The sequence below is a fragment of the Orenia sp. genome (assembly GCF_055140805.1).
Genome location: NZ_JBSQYM010000066.1, coordinates 1 through 18,150 on the forward strand (window position 1 = coordinate 1; position 18,150 = coordinate 18,150).

General features: G+C 30.0%; 19 protein-coding genes and 1 pseudogene. 1 reads left to right on the forward strand and 19 read right to left on the reverse strand.

Annotated features, from left to right (window positions below; translation table 11 throughout):
* Positions 1–340: 340 nt before the first annotated feature.
* The 4 genes and pseudogenes from ACTCDL_RS08115 to dusA form a co-directional block, all read right to left on the reverse strand.
* A complete protein-coding gene (locus tag ACTCDL_RS08115) occupies positions 341–1,144 on the reverse strand; it encodes a hypothetical protein (protein ID WP_463175676.1) in 804 nt (267 codons plus the stop codon).
* A 176-nt stretch (positions 1,145–1,320) separates the two neighbouring features.
* Positions 1,321–2,085, reverse strand: coding sequence for an exodeoxyribonuclease III (locus ACTCDL_RS08120; protein ID WP_463175677.1), 765 nt, complete (start codon positions 2,083–2,085; stop codon positions 1,321–1,323).
* A gap of 171 nt (positions 2,086–2,256) precedes the next feature.
* Complete coding sequence (locus tag ACTCDL_RS08125) at positions 2,257–2,997, reverse strand: NADPH-dependent oxidoreductase (protein ID WP_463175678.1); 741 nt, start codon at positions 2,995–2,997, stop codon at positions 2,257–2,259.
* Positions 2,998–3,051: 54 nt separating this feature from the next.
* Positions 3,052–4,085, reverse strand: a pseudogene (dusA, locus tag ACTCDL_RS08130) (tRNA dihydrouridine(20/20a) synthase DusA).
* 154 nt (positions 4,086–4,239) lie between these two features.
* On the opposite strand from dusA, the gene ACTCDL_RS08135 reads away from it, so the two are divergent.
* Positions 4,240–4,578: a hypothetical protein gene (locus ACTCDL_RS08135; RefSeq protein ID WP_463175679.1), complete on the forward strand. Its 339-nt coding sequence runs from the start codon at positions 4,240–4,242 to the stop codon at positions 4,576–4,578.
* 176 nt (positions 4,579–4,754) lie between these two features.
* On the opposite strand, the gene ACTCDL_RS08140 is transcribed toward ACTCDL_RS08135, so the two are convergent.
* The 15 genes from ACTCDL_RS08140 to glgB form a co-directional block, all read right to left on the reverse strand.
* On the reverse strand, positions 4,755–5,513 hold the full coding sequence (locus ACTCDL_RS08140; RefSeq protein ID WP_463175681.1) for an Asp23/Gls24 family envelope stress response protein: 759 nt from the start codon (positions 5,511–5,513) through the stop codon (positions 4,755–4,757).
* 109 nt (positions 5,514–5,622) lie between these two features.
* On the reverse strand, positions 5,623–6,162 hold the full coding sequence (locus ACTCDL_RS08145; RefSeq protein ID WP_463175682.1) for a hypothetical protein: 540 nt from the start codon (positions 6,160–6,162) through the stop codon (positions 5,623–5,625).
* 27 nt (positions 6,163–6,189) lie between these two features.
* Positions 6,190–6,930 carry a hypothetical protein gene (locus tag ACTCDL_RS08150; protein ID WP_463175684.1) on the reverse strand — a complete coding sequence of 247 codons (741 nt, stop codon included), beginning with the start codon at positions 6,928–6,930 and terminating at the stop codon, positions 6,190–6,192.
* A gap of 100 nt (positions 6,931–7,030) precedes the next feature.
* The gene (locus tag ACTCDL_RS08155; RefSeq protein ID WP_463175686.1) at positions 7,031–7,390 is read right to left on the reverse strand and encodes a hypothetical protein; all 360 of its coding nucleotides are present in this window, start codon (positions 7,388–7,390) and stop codon (positions 7,031–7,033) included.
* Between the two features lie 475 nt (positions 7,391–7,865).
* Complete coding sequence (locus tag ACTCDL_RS08160) at positions 7,866–8,243, reverse strand: hypothetical protein (protein ID WP_463175688.1); 378 nt, start codon at positions 8,241–8,243, stop codon at positions 7,866–7,868.
* A gap of 381 nt (positions 8,244–8,624) precedes the next feature.
* Positions 8,625–8,774 (reverse strand): hypothetical protein, encoded by a 150-nt coding sequence (locus ACTCDL_RS08165; RefSeq protein ID WP_463175689.1) that lies wholly within the window; start codon positions 8,772–8,774, stop codon positions 8,625–8,627.
* 173 nt (positions 8,775–8,947) lie between these two features.
* Positions 8,948–9,601 (reverse strand): carbonic anhydrase, encoded by a 654-nt coding sequence (locus ACTCDL_RS08170; RefSeq protein ID WP_463175691.1) that lies wholly within the window; start codon positions 9,599–9,601, stop codon positions 8,948–8,950.
* Between the two features lie 35 nt (positions 9,602–9,636).
* The gene (locus ACTCDL_RS08175) at positions 9,637–10,170 is read right to left on the reverse strand and encodes a hypothetical protein (protein ID WP_463175694.1); all 534 of its coding nucleotides are present in this window, start codon (positions 10,168–10,170) and stop codon (positions 9,637–9,639) included.
* A 367-nt stretch (positions 10,171–10,537) separates the two neighbouring features.
* A complete protein-coding gene (gene ric, locus ACTCDL_RS08180; RefSeq protein WP_463175695.1) occupies positions 10,538–11,257 on the reverse strand; it encodes an iron-sulfur cluster repair di-iron protein in 720 nt (239 codons plus the stop codon).
* Positions 11,258–11,332: 75 nt separating this feature from the next.
* Complete coding sequence (locus ACTCDL_RS08185) at positions 11,333–12,562, reverse strand: FprA family A-type flavoprotein (protein WP_463175696.1); 1,230 nt, start codon at positions 12,560–12,562, stop codon at positions 11,333–11,335.
* Positions 12,563–12,825: 263 nt separating this feature from the next.
* Entirely contained in the window at positions 12,826–13,527 is a 702-nt protein-coding gene (locus ACTCDL_RS08190) for a Crp/Fnr family transcriptional regulator (RefSeq protein WP_463175697.1), read from the reverse strand.
* Positions 13,528–13,595: 68 nt separating this feature from the next.
* Positions 13,596–13,997: a YkvA family protein gene (locus ACTCDL_RS08195; protein WP_463175699.1), complete on the reverse strand. Its 402-nt coding sequence runs from the start codon at positions 13,995–13,997 to the stop codon at positions 13,596–13,598.
* 162 nt (positions 13,998–14,159) lie between these two features.
* Positions 14,160–14,645, reverse strand: a complete 486-nt coding sequence (locus ACTCDL_RS08200; RefSeq protein ID WP_463175700.1) for an N-acetyltransferase family protein — start codon at positions 14,643–14,645, stop codon at positions 14,160–14,162.
* 22 nt (positions 14,646–14,667) lie between these two features.
* Positions 14,668–15,189: a GNAT family N-acetyltransferase gene (locus ACTCDL_RS08205; protein WP_463175701.1), complete on the reverse strand. Its 522-nt coding sequence runs from the start codon at positions 15,187–15,189 to the stop codon at positions 14,668–14,670.
* Positions 15,190–15,400: 211 nt separating this feature from the next.
* On the reverse strand, positions 15,401–17,596 hold the full coding sequence (glgB, locus tag ACTCDL_RS08210; RefSeq protein WP_463175704.1) for a 1,4-alpha-glucan branching protein GlgB: 2,196 nt from the start codon (positions 17,594–17,596) through the stop codon (positions 15,401–15,403).
* Positions 17,597–18,150: the final 554 nt, after the last annotated feature.

Consider the following 18,150-nt stretch of genomic DNA (forward strand, 5'->3'; position numbering starts at 1 on the left):
TTATTAACATCATCATCACACTCCAATAGATATATAATATCGTAAATAAAATAAAATTTGGAGTGTTTATTTTATTTTTTCGCAGTTTAATCATATATAGATTATGTAAATAATTTATTTTTTTAATATCTTATTAGTGTATATTAGTGCTAACTATCTTTTCTTTTGATTTTTACTTGTCACTGTTATCCAATTTTAGAAAATTGGATAACTATATATTTAAAGTATAACATAAAAGCTAACTTTTATTAATCTATTTAGAGAAAGAAAACCATCTTGTGTAATATTACACAAGATGGTTTTCTACAAATTAAGTCTTTTAGATAAATATGTAGTTATTCTAATCAAAGTTATATATAAGCTTAAGTTCAGGGCCTTCTAATTTTTGATCAGAAACTTTAAGTACTCTATAAGCCCCTTCAATTTCAAAAGTGCCAAAACTATAGGAAATACCTGGTGTTAATTCCGTTAAAGTACTATCTTCAAAATAAGAAGTACCTAAATCAAAATATACAGTTATAGGTGCTTGAGAATAGTTCATTTCACAAGCAAACTTTAATCCCAAATTATCTTCATCACCTGAAATATTCTCTAAGCCGAAACCGCCAATAAACTTCCACCCTTGATCTGACAGAAAATCATAGGTAATTAAACCTTCAGTAAAATATAAGTGCTCATCTCCATTGTTTAATTCTTCTTTATAATCACTGTAATTAAAATTTAATCCAAATTTATTTAGCCCAAGTTTTAAATTTAACCGTAAGCCTGTTATATCATCAGAAACAAAATGATTTGCTACAGATACCCTATAAGATATATTGCTAAAGTTTATTCCATTTTCATATTTAACTGAAGTATTTGATTTATAATTATGAGAGTTACTGCTATATTTCTTTTCATCATCATCCCAATCTAAATCTAAAAGATCATGATTCTTATCCCAAAATTCGTCAAAAGAATCACTATCTTTCTCCTCAGAGCCATTATCTACATCTTGATTATTATCCTTATCACTTCCCCCAGAAATCTCTTTTTCAAATGCATCTAATTTGCCATCTTCTTTTCCTATCACTTTTATAGGTGCTAATAAGCTATAAGATAAGAAGAAAACTAAAAATAATGCTACTAGCCTAACCTTATCCACCTTCATCTAACTCCTTTCTAACTCTCTAATAGATACTATTATATTATTCTATAAATAATTACAAAAACCTCTTTATTTGCTATATAAAGTAAAAGTTCTATTTAAATTAACTATGTAATGGTACTAATGATTTTGAAAGTAAAGCACCTCGTAATTTTACGAGGTGCTTCCAAAATTTAAATATTCAATTCTATCATTACTGGACAGTGGTCTGATCCCATTACTTCAGTTAATATTTGGGCATCACTTACCTGACTTATCAAATTTTCACTCACGAAATGATAATCTATTCTCCAACCTGCATCTCTCTCTCTGGCTTTTGTTCTATAACTCCACCAAGAGTATTTAACCTCATCAGGATGAAAGCTTCTATAGGTATCTACATAACCATAGTCAATAACTTTATCTATCCAAGCTCTCTCAACAGGCAAAAATCCAGACTTATCCTCATTATCCTTTGGATTTTTCAAATCTATCTCAGTATGGGCTATATTATAATCACCACAGATAACTAGTTTCTTACCATCCTTTTTTAGCTCTTCACAATATTCAAGGATAGCCTCATGAAAATCAAGCTTGTATTGTAGTCTTTTCTTACTACTACGACCATTGGGGAAATAGATATTAATCAAGGTAAACTCACTATACTCTGCTGTAATTACTCTACCTTCCTCATCAAATCGCTCAATACCAATACCATTACGAACAGATAGTGGTTCCTCTTTACTATAAATAGCTACTCCACTATATCCCTTTCTTTCACCATAATTAAAATAAGAATTATATCCATCTATATTCTTTAGCTTATCTATTAATTGATCTTCTTGTACTCTAATCTCCTGTAAGCAGAGAATATCAGGACTCTCTTCTGCTACCCAATCTAGAAAGCCTTTCTTATGTACTGCTCTAATACCATTTACATTCCAAGAATATATCTTCATCTAGGTTCCTCCTTTATTACTATTATAGAATTATATCTGTTTCTTATTGATAAAGATTACTATTTAATATATTCTCTATTAATTTACTAATCCCTTTATAAGATTATACTTATCTTGATTTATGAAATAAAAATGATCTACTTTTAAAAGTAGATCATTAAATAAACTATATTATTTTTCATTTTTAAATCCTTGTTCTTTCATAGTAGGGTAAACTTTTGGGAAATAAACTTGATTATAGAATTCCATGATATAAGAAGTCCAATTTTTTTCTTGTTCTCTACCAATTTCTTTAAGATAAGCTGCCATCTCTTGATCATAATCATCTATCAAAGCAGGTAGCTTCTCTTTGTTATACTCTTCATCATGTCTAAAAGCCTCTTTGGGCATCCGTGGCTTCTTCTTAGATTTATCTGCTGGATGTCCAATTACTAAACCTACCATAGGATAAGCATATTCAGGTAGATTAAATAGCTCTATCATCTCTTGAGGATTGCGACGGATACCTCCGATAGGAACAATTCCTAAACCTAAAGACTCGGCTGCTGTAATTACATTCTGCATAGCTAACCCTATATCAACAGCAGCTACAAGTGAGGACTCTACACTATCTGTAATTACTAACTCTTTATCAACCTTATCTGCTGCCAACTTGGCCTTATAGAAATCACCTACAAATAAGAAGAAGACTGGTGCCTCAGCAATCCATGGTTGTCCACCTGCTAATTCTGCTACTTTTTCCTTTCTCTCTTTATCTCTGACTACAATTATTGATGGATGCTGACCATTAATAGAAGTTGGTGCAGCTTGAGCAACCTCGATTAGATTGTCAATAATCTCTGCTGATACATCCTTGTCAAGATAACTTCTAATACTTCTATGGTCTTTCATTGTTTCTATTGTTTGATTCATTTTTATCATCCTTTCTAATTAGTAGTTTTTAGATACTTATATCTGCTTAATTATTCAATTGTTTAAGGACTTCGTGGGCAAAACCCTTAATGCTTTTTCTAAAATATCTCTTCCACTATAGCCCTTCTGCCAAGGTGGATTAATCAACTGCCTCCACTTTTTACTACCTGCCACTCCATAGAATAATCCTAAAGTGTGGCGCAAGACTTCATAACCACTTCCCCCATTATTTTCTATTTTCTCGACAAAAGTAATTAATCCTTCTATTACTTCCTTTCTACTAATATTATTGACATCACCATTCTTAAATAGTTTATCTACTTCTGTTAAAATGAAAGGATTATCATAAGCAACTCTTCCTAACATTACCCCATCTACATAAGCAAGATGCTTTTCCATTTGAGCTAGAGTCTTAATTCCTCCATTAATCTCTATATTCAAGTATGGAAAATTATTCTTTAACCTATAAACATCTTCATATCTCAAAGGAGGAACATTTCTATTCTCTTTAGCACTTAATCCAGCCAGAATAGCTATCCTAGCATGAATAGTAAATCTATCAACTTTAGACTTTTCCACTATCTCGATAAAGCGTGCCATATCATCATACTTATCAAATATAATCTTTGGAAAGTTATTTGGCAAAATACCTGCTCCATCAATTCCAATTCTATGTTTAACAGTTACAGGTTTATCGGTAGCCTCTCTGATAGCACTAACTCAGCTACCAATTTAGGATAAGCCATCAATACAGCTCCCATCATATGCCCTGAAACTCGATTAGATGGGCAACCTACATTGAGATTTATCTCATCATAATCCCAAGCTTCAGCAATCTTAACTGCTTCGTAGACCTCTTGGGGGTTTGACCCAGCTATCTGCAAAGAAATCGGTTTTTCGAAATCATCAAATCCTAAGATTTTATCTCTATTACCATGAATAATAGCATGGGTGGTTATCATCTCTGTATAAAGTAACGAATTTTTAGTAAGCAGACGGCAAAAATATCTAAAATACCTGACAGTTCTGTCTATCATAGGCGCAATACTGACCTTAGGAGTTTGAACCTTAGAAATATATCTCTCCATTAGTTTGTACCTCCTAGCTTCTAATTACTATTTATTCTGTACATATTAGTAAGATAAATACACCAACTTTAAACTCTATTTATCATAATCTCTAAATATCAATTCATTATCTTGGATATTATAAATATAAGTAAACTTTTAAATGAGGTGTATAATGAAACGTTATCTACTGATTACAATAGTTCTTCTTTTTATGATCCTATTTATCATTCTAGGCTTTTCAAAATCTATCATAGCAATTTTAGATTCAAGGTATATTTTATTAGTGATTATAGTATTATTAGGTGCAGCACTCTTTATTCTGGGCATTTTAGAATTTGAAGAAGTATCGCTTAAAGAAAATATCTTAGATATAATTATCTCTATCTTTACTGGAGATTTTGAATTTACAACTATTTTTATTATTTTATTTGGCTTATTTTTATTAATAACTGGGATTATAGGATTAATCAATGGACCAGATTCCATTGGAATGGAACAATTACCCAACTGATGAATAATACAAAAATCACCTCAAAGTCCCAATTGGTATCCCAAAGCCCATAAGTAGTAGTTAGCTTATATAGATTATTATTTATATAAAGACCACTAAGTATTAGTATCACAATTAGTACACAAATAATTAATTTCTTATTATACATTTCACGTCTCCCTTGAAACTGTAGTTTTTTAAACCTTAATACCTTGGATATGGATATTAACCTCCTTAACTTTAAACTTGGTATTTTCCTGTAGTGTATCTAAAATAACATCTTGCACTAATTGAGCTACTTGATAAATTATTCTCCTAGCTTCAATAATCAGATATAAATCTATAATTATTCCTGACTTTTCCTCTTCTATTTTTACTCCTTGAGATAAATCTTCTCGACCTAATAATGCGTTGACAATATTAGTCTTAGACATACATGCTACTCCATCTACTTGTCTGGCTATTATCCCTATGAGCTCCTCAGTTGAATTATATTTAATTTTCTCAATATCAATTGTATCTTTTTTAATCTTATCATTATTTAATATATTTGGAATAGTTCTTTTCCTATTAAAAATTTTCACTAGATTATATTTTATTCTTGTAACCTTAACTTCAATGAACTTAGCTTCGATTCCAACCTTATCCTTTAACATAGCTTGAACAAGTTCTTTAATTTTCTTAACTATTTGTTCACTTTCACCCTCTTCTTCTATTAGTATAGCAATTTTAACACTGATTTTGCCTTGATTTATATCAACTTCTATTCCTTTTAATAGTTTTACTCTACCCCATAATTCATTAAAAGAATCAAAATATCCAGTTCCCATACCTACCACTTCTTCTATTGCTCTAACAACTATTCCAATTAAATACTTCAATACTTTAGTATGAATCATAATCCTTCCTTTTGTATCCTTTGCACCAATCTCAATAACTTGGGATGGCTGACTCATTCTTCTCACCTCTTATATTAATCTGTAATTTCAATTAGAAAAAATAGAATCTAAATCTCTTAGTTAAAAAACAAATAGAAAAATAATTATCATAAAACACCTAATTGTTTTATTTTTCATCATATTTATTTTGATAATCATTCCAAATGGATTTAGCTTCAAAATATCCCAATAATGAGAATAGTATAATTGAGATTAATAATAGCGGAAAAAGATAAGTATAAAAATGATCTTCTTCTATATCGTTAATAATATACATAAATCCTGTAAAAGTTATAGCAAAAAAGCTCCCTCTTCCAATGCCATTCTTTAAAAAAGCTTTATAAAAAAAGTATTTATTTTTACCTTTTCTTTTCATCTCTTTCCATTCATCTAATCCAGAATCTACCATCCTCTCTCCTGTAGCTAATGAAATCCCATCAACAATAAGATCGTAATCAAAGGTCCGCCCATTTATAGTAATCTCAATAAATAATTTATGACTTCCTATCTTAAAAGGGTAGTTACCACCTTGATCAAAAATCTGTTTTCCTTGATAAATAATTTCATCATTGACTTTGATTGTCTTTCTTCCTGAAAAATATCCATGATTTAATTGTATTTTATACTCTTTATTATCTAGATTAACTATCCATCTTTTTTTAGCCATAAATATCACTCCAGATTAATTGATTTATTAATAAGATGCTCCCCAAAACCAATGTTCTCTAAACTTCTCAAACTCTTTAAAATCTCCATTAAACTCATTTCTAGTAGGTCTTTGATTATCAGAAGAATACATAAACCCAGAAAAGCTGTCTAAAATTCCTCTGAAGGTAAAGAAGAATACTTTGATTACTCCATCTTCTCTTCTAACCATAACTTTTCCACCTCCTCTAGAGAGGTGTTCGTATTCAGGTGGTAGTTGAATAAAGTTATTAGTTGATGAATTAGAGTTTAACTCTCCTCCTTTAATCATAGTTACTACTTTTTCTCTTTGTTCATAATGCTTTTCAAAATTATTATGGATTGATAGTTCATTAAAGGGAATTTGGATTGTAATTAAGAATGTTAGTAAAGCAATAAAGATAGGTACCATAAATCTATAAGACTTTAATTCTCGATAATTATTGGTTCTTAGTTCAAGTATAAGATATCTAATGCTAAAAATTAGTGTAGCAAAAAAGATACCCTGAATTGCTAACTCTAATAAAGGTTCAAAAAAAACAGTAAATAAATCTATTAAATCCCAACGATAAAGATTGATAAAAATAATTAGGAGACTACTAATAACACTAGCTGATGGGATTATTAAAAATTTCTTTGGGGAGCTTAAAAGCTTTTTGGTTACTTTAAAAATATGTTTGATAACAAAAACTAGAGTTGCTATTATTACTAATAATATAATATGGTTTATAATGTATGCTAGATACTTCATATTTAATATATTATTACCTCCTTTGAGATAACTCTTGCTAATCTTTTCTTAGAATCATTTTTTCTAACTTTTTCAATTCTTTAAATTCTTTATCATATATTTACTTCCAATATCTTGGATTAAGCATTGCCCCTTTTAATAGTACTAGACTTATTAACATAGAGAGACTACTTTTAGTCGATACACTTAACTTCAACCCTAACTTTGAGGATAAATAAATTAAAATTATAGGAATCCATTTAGCTAGTATAGCCATGATAACAACTACTTTAAGTGAACGAAAATTTTTAAAGGATATAGCAAATAATACTAAAGAAAAGCCACTAGAAAAACAAAATAAGAATACATATTTATTTAAGGAATTATTAGAAATAGCTAATGGAAGAATTAATCCTATTACACAGATTAAAATTCCTAAGGTTATAGTTGAAAAAGTTCTATGGCTTAGAAACTCTAACATTGATATTCCTCCTATCGCATTTGTTTATTTTTAATTTATATAGAAGTGTATGTTATCAGCTAAGTTGACTGATTACGGTCTGCTTATCACTTTAGGATTGTTCTGTATATATATGAAAAGAAATATAACTGATAAGATAAACATTATTATTCTCGATATTTTATTATCTTTTCTAAAGTATATAGATAATATCATTATATAGTTGTAGAAATGGGGAACCAAGTTTATTATTTCAGAATAATTTGGATATTTAATAGAGTAAATAGAAGAGTATTCTAAAAGTATAGACATTCCTAATCTAACATTGATTATCATAGCAAGAATAAACTCTAATTTATTCTCCTTAAGTAAAATTATATAAACTACAGCTGAAAGAAATAATATTATTATAAGAACAATTTCTACTTTTTCTATTAAACTATTCAATCCACTTAAATTACCTAATATCACTAATTTATATCTCAATTTAATTCTCCTATATACTAATTTCTATACTATCATTAGTTATATTTATATAATAATATCTAGAGAGGTGTATACCATTTGAAAAATATCCAAATCCTCTACTTCTACTATTCTCCCCAGAGTCTATTCTTATTTCAAAATCCCCATCAGTTTTGACTATATCATCAACATTCCACTTTATAGCTTTATCTTCTCCTTTAGGAATCTTATCTACAATTTTGCTATCGAACTTTTTATTTAAACCGCCTAATATAAATATCTCTACTTTATCTATATCCTGATTGGAATTATTATTTATCTTAAAAGTAACAACTTGGCCATGACTACAAGAGCTAGTAATTACCATTATCATAGCAACTAGGATTAAAGAGAAAAGTTTTAGTTTCATCAATAAACCTCCAATATCTAAGGATATTTCTTCATTATTTCTTTAAATTTGTTGTCTAACTTAATCATAACTTGCTTAGTAGTAAAAGGAGAACCATCCCATTCAATAAGCTCATTAGAAAAATGAGGATTTGTTATTGCTAATTGATTGCTCTCTAAGCTTCTCCCTTCTATTAGCTAAATTATATACTTTAGAAATTAAGGTTAACAATACATTAAGTTCTCAATTCCTTACATTATCTTTAGTTAATATTGGAAAGAGATTCTCTTTGTATTTTTAGGATTTGGAATTATATTATTAGCTATATTAGGACCCTTTTTGCTTGTAATACTATTAAAGAATATCTAACAACGATATTTTATGATCTTTTTTACAAAGTGTTTACTCTAGCTTATCTCTTATCTGCTTTAAGATAACTTTAATCTCAAGAATTGCTTCCAAGGCAACAAATAATTTTTTAACAACTTTTATTCCAAAGTAAATTATAGCAATCCATATTCCAATATTAACAAGTTGAATTAAAATCATCATTATTATATCTAAATCAAAAATAATATTACCTCCTAATTACTATATATTATTGATTAGCTTGCCATTATCAAAATAGATATATTCTTACTATCAAAATCAAAAAAGCAGGTAATAGATTAATCTATTACCTGCTTTTTTGATTTATTTAAGTTATAACTTAAATAAAATTGGGGCTAAATCTGCGAATAATAGCAATTTGGAATAATTCCTTTATCTTTCCACTCTTTTAAAGGTAACTCTAAAGCTTTGATTTTACCACAGTAAATATCAAAAATCCACCCATGAATTTGAGGATATTCTTGCTTTTTAAATGCTTTATGTATAATTGAGGTCTTACATAAGTTCTTTACTTGAGCAACAACATTTATTTCTGCCAATCTATCTATTCTTTGTTGCATATCATCAATTTTTTCTAATTCATCTTTATTAATTAAAGCTAGATCTTTAATCGGCATAATCCAGTTTTCAACCAATCCATCGGCACCTTTATAAACTGCTTCTACACCACCACAGTTATAATGTCCACAGACTATAATATGTTCTACCTTTAAATCTAAAATTGCATATTCTAAAATAGATAAAAAGTTCATATCTGTCAAAGATATCTGATTGGCTATATTTCTATGTACAAATATCTCTCCAGGCTCTGTTTGAGTAATTGTATTTAAGGGCTTTCTACTGTCTGAACATCCTATAAATAAAAAAGGAGGCTTTTGGGGTTTAGATAATTCTTCAAAATAATTTTTGTCCTTTGACAACTTATTTTCAACCCATTCTTGATTATTTTTTAATAAATCTTCATAACTATTATATTTGTGATCTAACATTTTAGTCACTCCTTATAATTTTTAACCAATCAAAATTAATTGATATCTATACTAATCTTCATCTTTTTAATCTCTTCATAAATTAAATATTCCCACTTATCATCCCAGCGATTATATAGGATTAATTCAAAAGGATGCCAGAGACTGACCCAGGCCCCAATAAACAATCCTTCTCTTATAATTCTATTAAATAAAGGAGTAAAGATATCCTTTTTTTCAATAAAGAAAGATAAAAATAGTGCTAAGACTAAGACTGAAATACCTTGTGCAGATGTCTTAATAAACTCTAATTTATGAAACCTATTCTCTTTTTTCACTTCTTTAATTTTATATTCACAATATCTATTAATAGCATCTTTAACTTCTTTTACTGTATAGCTATCTATCTCATCTTCAGGAACAAATATCTTAATATGATACTTAACTGCTTTCCAATCATTATTTAAGGTCATATATATCTTCTTTATTCCACTTTCAAATAAGTCCTCTTGCTCTAAAGGGTTTGTCTCTCTTGGAATAAAGAGTTCATTAAAATTATTCAGCTTTAGAATAATCTCTTCTTCTTTCATAAGTACCTCCTGATCTAAATGACAATTTGATATAATTAATTATTGATACTCTTTTATTCTATAATCTTTAGCTTTATCCTTCAAACTCCAATATTTACATAATAAAAAGAAGGAGAATCTCAGCCCCTTCTTTTAAACTCTTTATTTAATTATATTATTTTTTGAAAGTTGAATAGTTATATAGGTGTCCAACTTTAGAATGAAACAATAGAAAGATAGTGGGACACTTTGTGTCGAGTGTGAGCCATGAGTGTGTGTAAAACTTCTTTTTATTGGGGTTTACTCACACTCACACTCACACACCCACTCACGCTAATTTTAAAAGTGTCGCACTATCTCCACTAAATTACACTTTAGACTTGGATATCTATAATTCAGTTTCACACTTCTTTAATCTTTCAAATAGAATATTATTCTCTAAATGAATATGCTGGAACAAGTCCTGCTCTATTTCTTCAAACTTATCATAAGTCAAGGCAAAGGTTCTGCAGACTCCTTCAGGTAATTGATAGTTAGCAGTTAATCTTCTAACCTCTTTTAAGATATCTCCTGCATGGTCATGTTCATCTTCCGTCTCTGCCATTACCTTTAATGCTTTTTCTAATTTCTCATCTGTTCCTTTATCTTCATATTCTTTAATTATTGGGAAGAGCAATTTCTCTTCTTTAATTAAATGTTCCTCAATTTCACCCCTTAATTGATAAAAGAGCTTATGAATTCTCCCCAATAACTCTCCTTCTTTTAAATAATGGGCATTTAAGATTCTATTTAAGAGTTCATTTAAGACAGGTAGTTCTACTCTCATAAATTGATGGTGAGTATTGACAATATAATCTATTAAATCAGTCATCTTCTCCTGACGCCAATCAATATCTTCATCTTGGTGATTAAACTCTTGATAAGCTTGATTTAACCTTTTAATAACCTCTTGAGCTGGTAGAGCTCCTTCTTCAATAGCTACTCTAAGTTCTCTATCACCACCACAACAGAAGTCTATATTATACTCCATAAAAATTTCAACAGCTTTAGGAAACTCTGCAACAATAGCACCTATTCTATCTTTTATAGTAAATTTATTCTTTTTCATGATATCTCCTCCTTGAGTTCAGTGATTAGTAAAAAATACAGATTCCTGATAACCGATTCCCGATTCTTAATTAGCCTAAGCTAATAATAAATCTCCTACTATATAAGCAGACCCCTTTAGACTTTGACTTTCAACTTCTCCTGGAGAGAATTTAACTCTAATTGGAAATTGTAAATTATCCATTCCAGTATTCTTAATAATCAGTGAGCTATCTACAATTTTAATGCTACTCTCCTTTAGATAATCATTGATTACCTCTACAGCTTCACCACTCCAACCATAGGAACCAAAAGCAACACCCAATTTATCTGATAAGTCTATCTCTGCTAACTCTTTTAATACATCTTCCATTCCACCTACTATATCTCCATATCTAGTGGAACTGCCAAAGAAGATAGCATCAGAATTCTTAATTTCATCTTTGATTTTATCTATATCAGTATTTTTCTTAATATTAATTACCTTAGTCGTTATCTGCTTCTCTTCTAACCCATCACGTAATTGTTTTGCTATATTTCTAGTATTCCCAGTCATTGTTGAATAAAGAATTAATGCTCTCTTCTCCTTGTTAGTAGCTCTGCTCATCTTATCATAAATATCAATATATTTTTGAGGATTATTCCTTAAGATATATCCATGAGAAGGTGCAATAGTTTCTATCTCTAAATTTTCAATCTTTTTAATCATATCTTGGACATAAGGGCGATGAGGATGCATAATCAATTGATAATAAACCTCAAAATCTTCAGTAATATCTTCTAATGCTAAATCGTTAAATAATTCATAGGTGGCTACATGGCTACTGAAGATATCACAAGGATATAGGACTTTATCCTCAATACAGTAGGTAATCATCGTCTCTTCTGTGTGTAGATATGGGGTTTCAAAGAAGATCAACTGCTTTCCTCCAATATCTAGCTTATCGCCATCTTTAACAATTAAGAACTCTCTGTCATATAAACGGTACATCTCTTTTAACTCTTTAGCACCTAACTCAGTAGTTACAATCACAGCATCTTTAGCTTTATTTGCTAATGCAGGTAATCCTCCTGAATGGTCTGGTTCTACATGGTTAATTACTATATATTTAATCTCTGCTGGATCAATATGCTCACTTAATCTATCTATAAACACCTTTCCAAAACTAATATCTACAGTATCAATCACAGTTGGTTTTTCTGTCTTTAATAAATAACTATTATAGGTTGTACCTTTCTCTAAAGTCAAGCGATGAAAAGGAACCTTTCTATCATCAACATAACCAACCCAATAAGTATTCTCGGCAACTTTAATCTCTTTAGTCATCTTTATCTCCTCCTAATTTATAGTTAAGTTTTAATCGTCTCTTTTCCTTAAGCTCAACTTAATTATAGGATAAGTAATAAAATAAAGATGTGATTGGAATCAAATTTTTTGTTTAAATATAAAAACCCCAAAACTTTTCAAGTTTTAGGGTCAACTATATAATGAAAAAGCGATAATTTGGTTGTGGTTTCACATGCAGAGTTGTTTTTTAACTCGTATCTATATTTATTCTTAATTTTAAATTAAATCTAAGTTGTTCTTTATTACTGCATTAAACGTAATCTCTCTTCATTTAAAATAATTATCTTCTTATTACCTACCAACTTAATAATTCCTTCCTCTTCAAAAACCTTTAATTTTCTACTAACTGTCTCACGGGCCACACCAGTATAATTAGACATATCTTCTCTAGTAATAGGTATCTTCATCTCTATACCTTCAGTAGTCTCTTTACCATACTCTTTTTTCAGCTCTAATAACATATAAGCTAACCTTACCTCCACTTCATTGGTAGCTAGATTTTGAGCTAATGTCTCTAAACTATTAAGCCTATCTGCTAAGGTCTCCATTATTTTTAAAGCAATCTCTGGTTTTTCTAAAATAATACTTTTCATCTTCTCTTTAGTTAAGGTACAGAGTCTAGTAGAAGTAATTGCTTCTGCACTAAAGCTATACTCTCCTCCTTTTAAGAGATTTAACTCTCCAAAAAAATCACCTGCTGTGAGAATATGAAGAATTTGTTCCTTGCCATCTTTAGTATATTTAAATAATTTAATTTCACCTTCATTAATAATGTATAGCGTATTTGCTTCTAAACCTTCAAAACAGATAGTATCACCTTTTCCAAACTCTTCATGACCAGTCATCTTAATAATATCTATTAACTCAGACTCAGTTAAATTAGAAAATATAGGAACCTTACTTGCACATAATCTATTTTTACATCTATCACAACATTCAGCCATTACTATCACTCCAGATTATAAAATATATAGTATAATTTAATTATTCTTTTAATAATTAAACATTAATATTATTCAGCTTTATCAATCAATTGATTTTCTTGCCATAATTTATAACGTTTAATCTCTCCTCTAATTTGATCCCAGGCTAGCTTTAAGGCAGCTGCATCATCAGCAAAGCCAGCAATTGGAATAAAATCAGGTACTACATCACTAGGTAATATTATATAAGCTAAACAAGCAATAATCATTCCTAAGGCACCATCTTCAACCTTAAATTTTTGATTAGAATGGTCTTTTAACATAGCAATCAATAGCTTAACCTTATCCAATGATTTTAGCTTATTACTATGCTTATCCAAAAAGTTCTCAATATTACTTAGTATTCTAGTAATACTATTATGACCAGTTCCCCACTCATTTGCTAACTTACCTAATAATTTTAATATTTGGCCTTCACTAAAATTAAACATATTATCTCGCCTCTTCTTATAATTATTAATTATATTTTAACATAGATTACTTATATATTTAAATTTAGTTTTTTTATTTATATTAATTCTTTTTTTGTTCATAAATGACTATATCTAAAGTTACTATGAAAATAAGAATCAGACAGATTGTCTGATTCTTATTCATACCAATAATTGATATAGATGAACATCTATATATCTACTAAATTTATAGCCTACTTCCTTTAAAGTTCCCACAAATTCAAAACCAAATTTCTGATGAAGATGAACACTAACTTTATTCTCTCCAGTAATTCTAGCAATGACAGTATGTATCTTATCATTATCTTTAGCATGAAAGACTATCCTTTCCATCAAAGCATTGCCAACTCCCTTACCTCTATACTGTTGATCTATATAGATAGAGATTTCTACCGTCCCAGCATATGCCCCTTTATCAAAAAGTTTAGATAGAGATACCCAGCCCATCACTTCATCAGCTTCAGCAACGAAGATAGGTAATTTCTCACCATGGCTATTAAACCAGTCTCTTCTAGAATCTACACTCTTAGTCTCTATATCAAAGGTTGCTGTAGTATTTATAATTGCATTATTATAAATATCGGTTATTCTTCCTAAATCCTCTATTTTTGCTCTTCTAATCTCCATTAATCTACTCCTCTTTGTTATATTAATTCTTAGCACCTATCTCTGCTTTTGTTGCCAATTGATCTAAGGCATCACCTGTTACTCGATATACACTCCACTCTTCCATTACTACCGCTCCCATAGATTTATAGAATTCAATAGATGGTTGATTCCAATCAAGACAAGACCACTCAAATCTTCCACAGCCTCGTTCTTTAGCTAATTTAGCTAAATAAGAAAGCATGATTGTGCCAATTCCTTTTCCACGATATTCTGGTTTTACAAATAAATCTTCTAAATATATTCCTGGTTGACCTAGAAATGTAGAAAAATTATGAAAAAAGATAGCAAAGCTAACAGTTTTACCCTGATATTCTCCTATAATTACTTCAGCTACTTTACGCTCAAATAAAGATTCTCGTAAAATATCTTCAGTAGCTACTACTGCATGGGACAAATTCTCATACTCTGCTAAACCTTTAATAAAGTCCAATATCAGATTGGTATCATCTCTTTGAGCAAATCTTAATTTAAAATTCTTTAATTTAGTATTGATTGTTTCCATAATTACCACTCCTTGTTTAATAATTTATTATTCTAGTTTTATTAATTAATTCCTTTGTTTTTATTATATTTTTGTTTAATTTGTTTAAACTTCATAGTCATAAATGACTAAGTAAAATTAAACTATAATCTGCAAAAAAATAACTTGAGATATATTATCCCTGTCTCTTATACACATCTGACGCTCGATCTCACAAAAACTATTATCAGCCCTATCTCTTAAATTTAAAGTATAAGCCACTTAATGGAGGTAACGTAATATTAATTGAATATCCTCTATTCTGCCATGGATGAGCTTCAGACCAAACTCCACCCATATTTCCAGAGTTACTTCCCCAGTACTTTCCTGCATTACTATTTAAGATTTCTTCATAATATCCCTCTCTAGGAACACCTATTCTATAATTGCTTCTTTCAATAGGGGTAAAGTTAAAGACAGCAATTATAAACTCATCAGGATTCTTTCCTTTTCTCATAAAAGATAAGATACTACTATCAGCATCATTACAGTCTATCCATTCAAAACCATCATAATTAAAATCTATCTCCCACAAAGCTGTTTGCTCTTGATAGATACCATTTAAATCTGTCATAAAATTTAGTAGTTTCTGGTGTGCTTCAAAATCTAATAGGTTCCAATCTAGACTTTGGGTAGCACTCCATTCTTTCCATTGGCCAAACTCTCCACCCATAAAGGTTAAATTTTTTCCTGGATGAGCATACATATATGCATAAAAGGCACGCAAGTTAGCAAACTTCTGCCAATAGTCACCTGGCATCTTATTAATCATTGATCCCTTACCATGCACAACCTCATCATGGGATAAGACTAACATAAAGTTTTCATTAAAAGCATATACCAACGGGAAGGTTAGGTTATTGTGATGATACTTTCTATAGATAGGATCTTTTTCAATATACTCTAAAGCATCATTCATCCAGCCCATATTCCACTTCATAGAAAAGCCTAAGCCACCAAGATAAGTAGGTCTTGATACACCTTCAAAGGCAGTAGATTCCTCAGCTATAGTTAGAATTCCTGGATAATATTCATGGCTAATAGAATTAAAATATTGTAAGAATTCAATTGCTTCTAAGTTCTCCCTACCACCATATTTATTTGGAACCCACTGGTCACCTTCTCTACTATAATCTAAATAGATCATAGAAGCTACCGCATCTACTCTTAAACCATCAATATGGAATTTATCTAGCCAATAAAGGGCATTAGAAATTAAGAAGTTTTTAACCTCATTTCTCCCATAATTAAAGATATATGTTCCCCAATCTTGATGCTCTCCTAGCCTTGGATCTAAGTGCTCATAGACTGCTGAACCATCAAAACGCCCTAGACCATGAGCATCTTTAGGAAAGTGACCTGGAACCCAATCTAGAATTACTCCAATATCATTTTGATGAAATTGATCAATTAAATACATTAAATCTTCTGGTTTACCAAATCTACTTGTTACTGCAAAATACCCTGTCACCTGATAACCCCAAGATTCATCAAGAGGATGCTCAGCAACTGGCATCAACTCCACATGGGTATACTTATGCTGTTTTACATACTCAACTAGTTTATCAGCTAATTCTCTATAACTTAAGAATCTATTCTCTTCTTCTGGTACTCTAGCCCAAGAACCTAAATTGACCTCATATACCGACATAGGTCTCTCTAACCAGTTGGTTTTAGCTCTCTTCTCCATCCATTGCTCATCTTCCCACTCATACTTGCCATTATAATCATAGACAACGGAGGCATTGGCTGGACGAAGCTCACTATAAAATGCATAAGGATCAGATTTGATTAAAGTATAGCCCTCTTTGCTTAGAATTTCAAAACGATAGACTTCACCTTCTCCTAAGCTAGGGATAAATATCTCCCAAACCCCAGAGTGTCCTAACAACCTCATTTGATGAACTCTACCATCCCAGCTATTAAAGTTACCGATTACACTTACTCGTTTAGCTTCTGGTGCCCATACTGTAAAAACAGTACCTTCTACTCCTTGGTGAGTGACTAAATGAGCTCCCATCTTTTCATAAACTCTATGATGATTTCCTTCACTAAATAAGTATAAATCGTAGTCAGATAAATACGGGGCAAATGAGTAGGGATCTTTTCTCTCCCATTCTCCACCATGATATCCTCTATACTTTAACTTATAATCGAAAGAATCTCCAATTTCAATCACTTTCTCAAATAATCCGTCTCCATGGACTAATTCCAACTCAACTTCCTCTTCTAATTGCTTGGATATTAAAAAGACTTTCTCTGCATGTGGTTCAAAAGCTCTTACTACCACCTTATCTTCATCTAATTGGTGCATCCCTAATAAATAAGCAGGGTCCTTTGTTTGAGCATTTAATACTGGGGTCATCTCATATTCATTTAAAGTTGCCATAACTAAACCTCCATATCTTTAATAATCTCTTTTTTATTGAGTTAATAATTAATCTTTAACCAGCAGATGCCATCATTCATTAGTTCTATCACCTTATTTAAACAAAGACTTAACTGTAAAAATAAGGTTTCAATTGCTAAACCTACTGATTTTTAATAAAAAAACACTTTGTAAAATTAATTCTACTTTTTTACATTTAGTTCCTTCATAAAATAACAAAAATTCAAAAAATATAATCTTTTGAACCTAACTTAAACTAAATCACCCTTAAACTACTATCTACTATATCTTTTATTCAAAGCAACCAGTAAATATTACTATATAACCCATATAAAGGTTTGTTTACTCGAAAAATTTAGTGATATCATCCTAAAACTATTAACATCCTCGTTCTGTCAATTATAAATTTATAAGAGAATTTTTTATTTAGTTCAATAATTTATTATTATGAAGAATACCTCTTAGTCTACTGCTCTATAATCAACTTATACTAATAATTATTATTTATAATTTTAACTATTATTACTTATATTTTCTGTCTCTTATACACATCT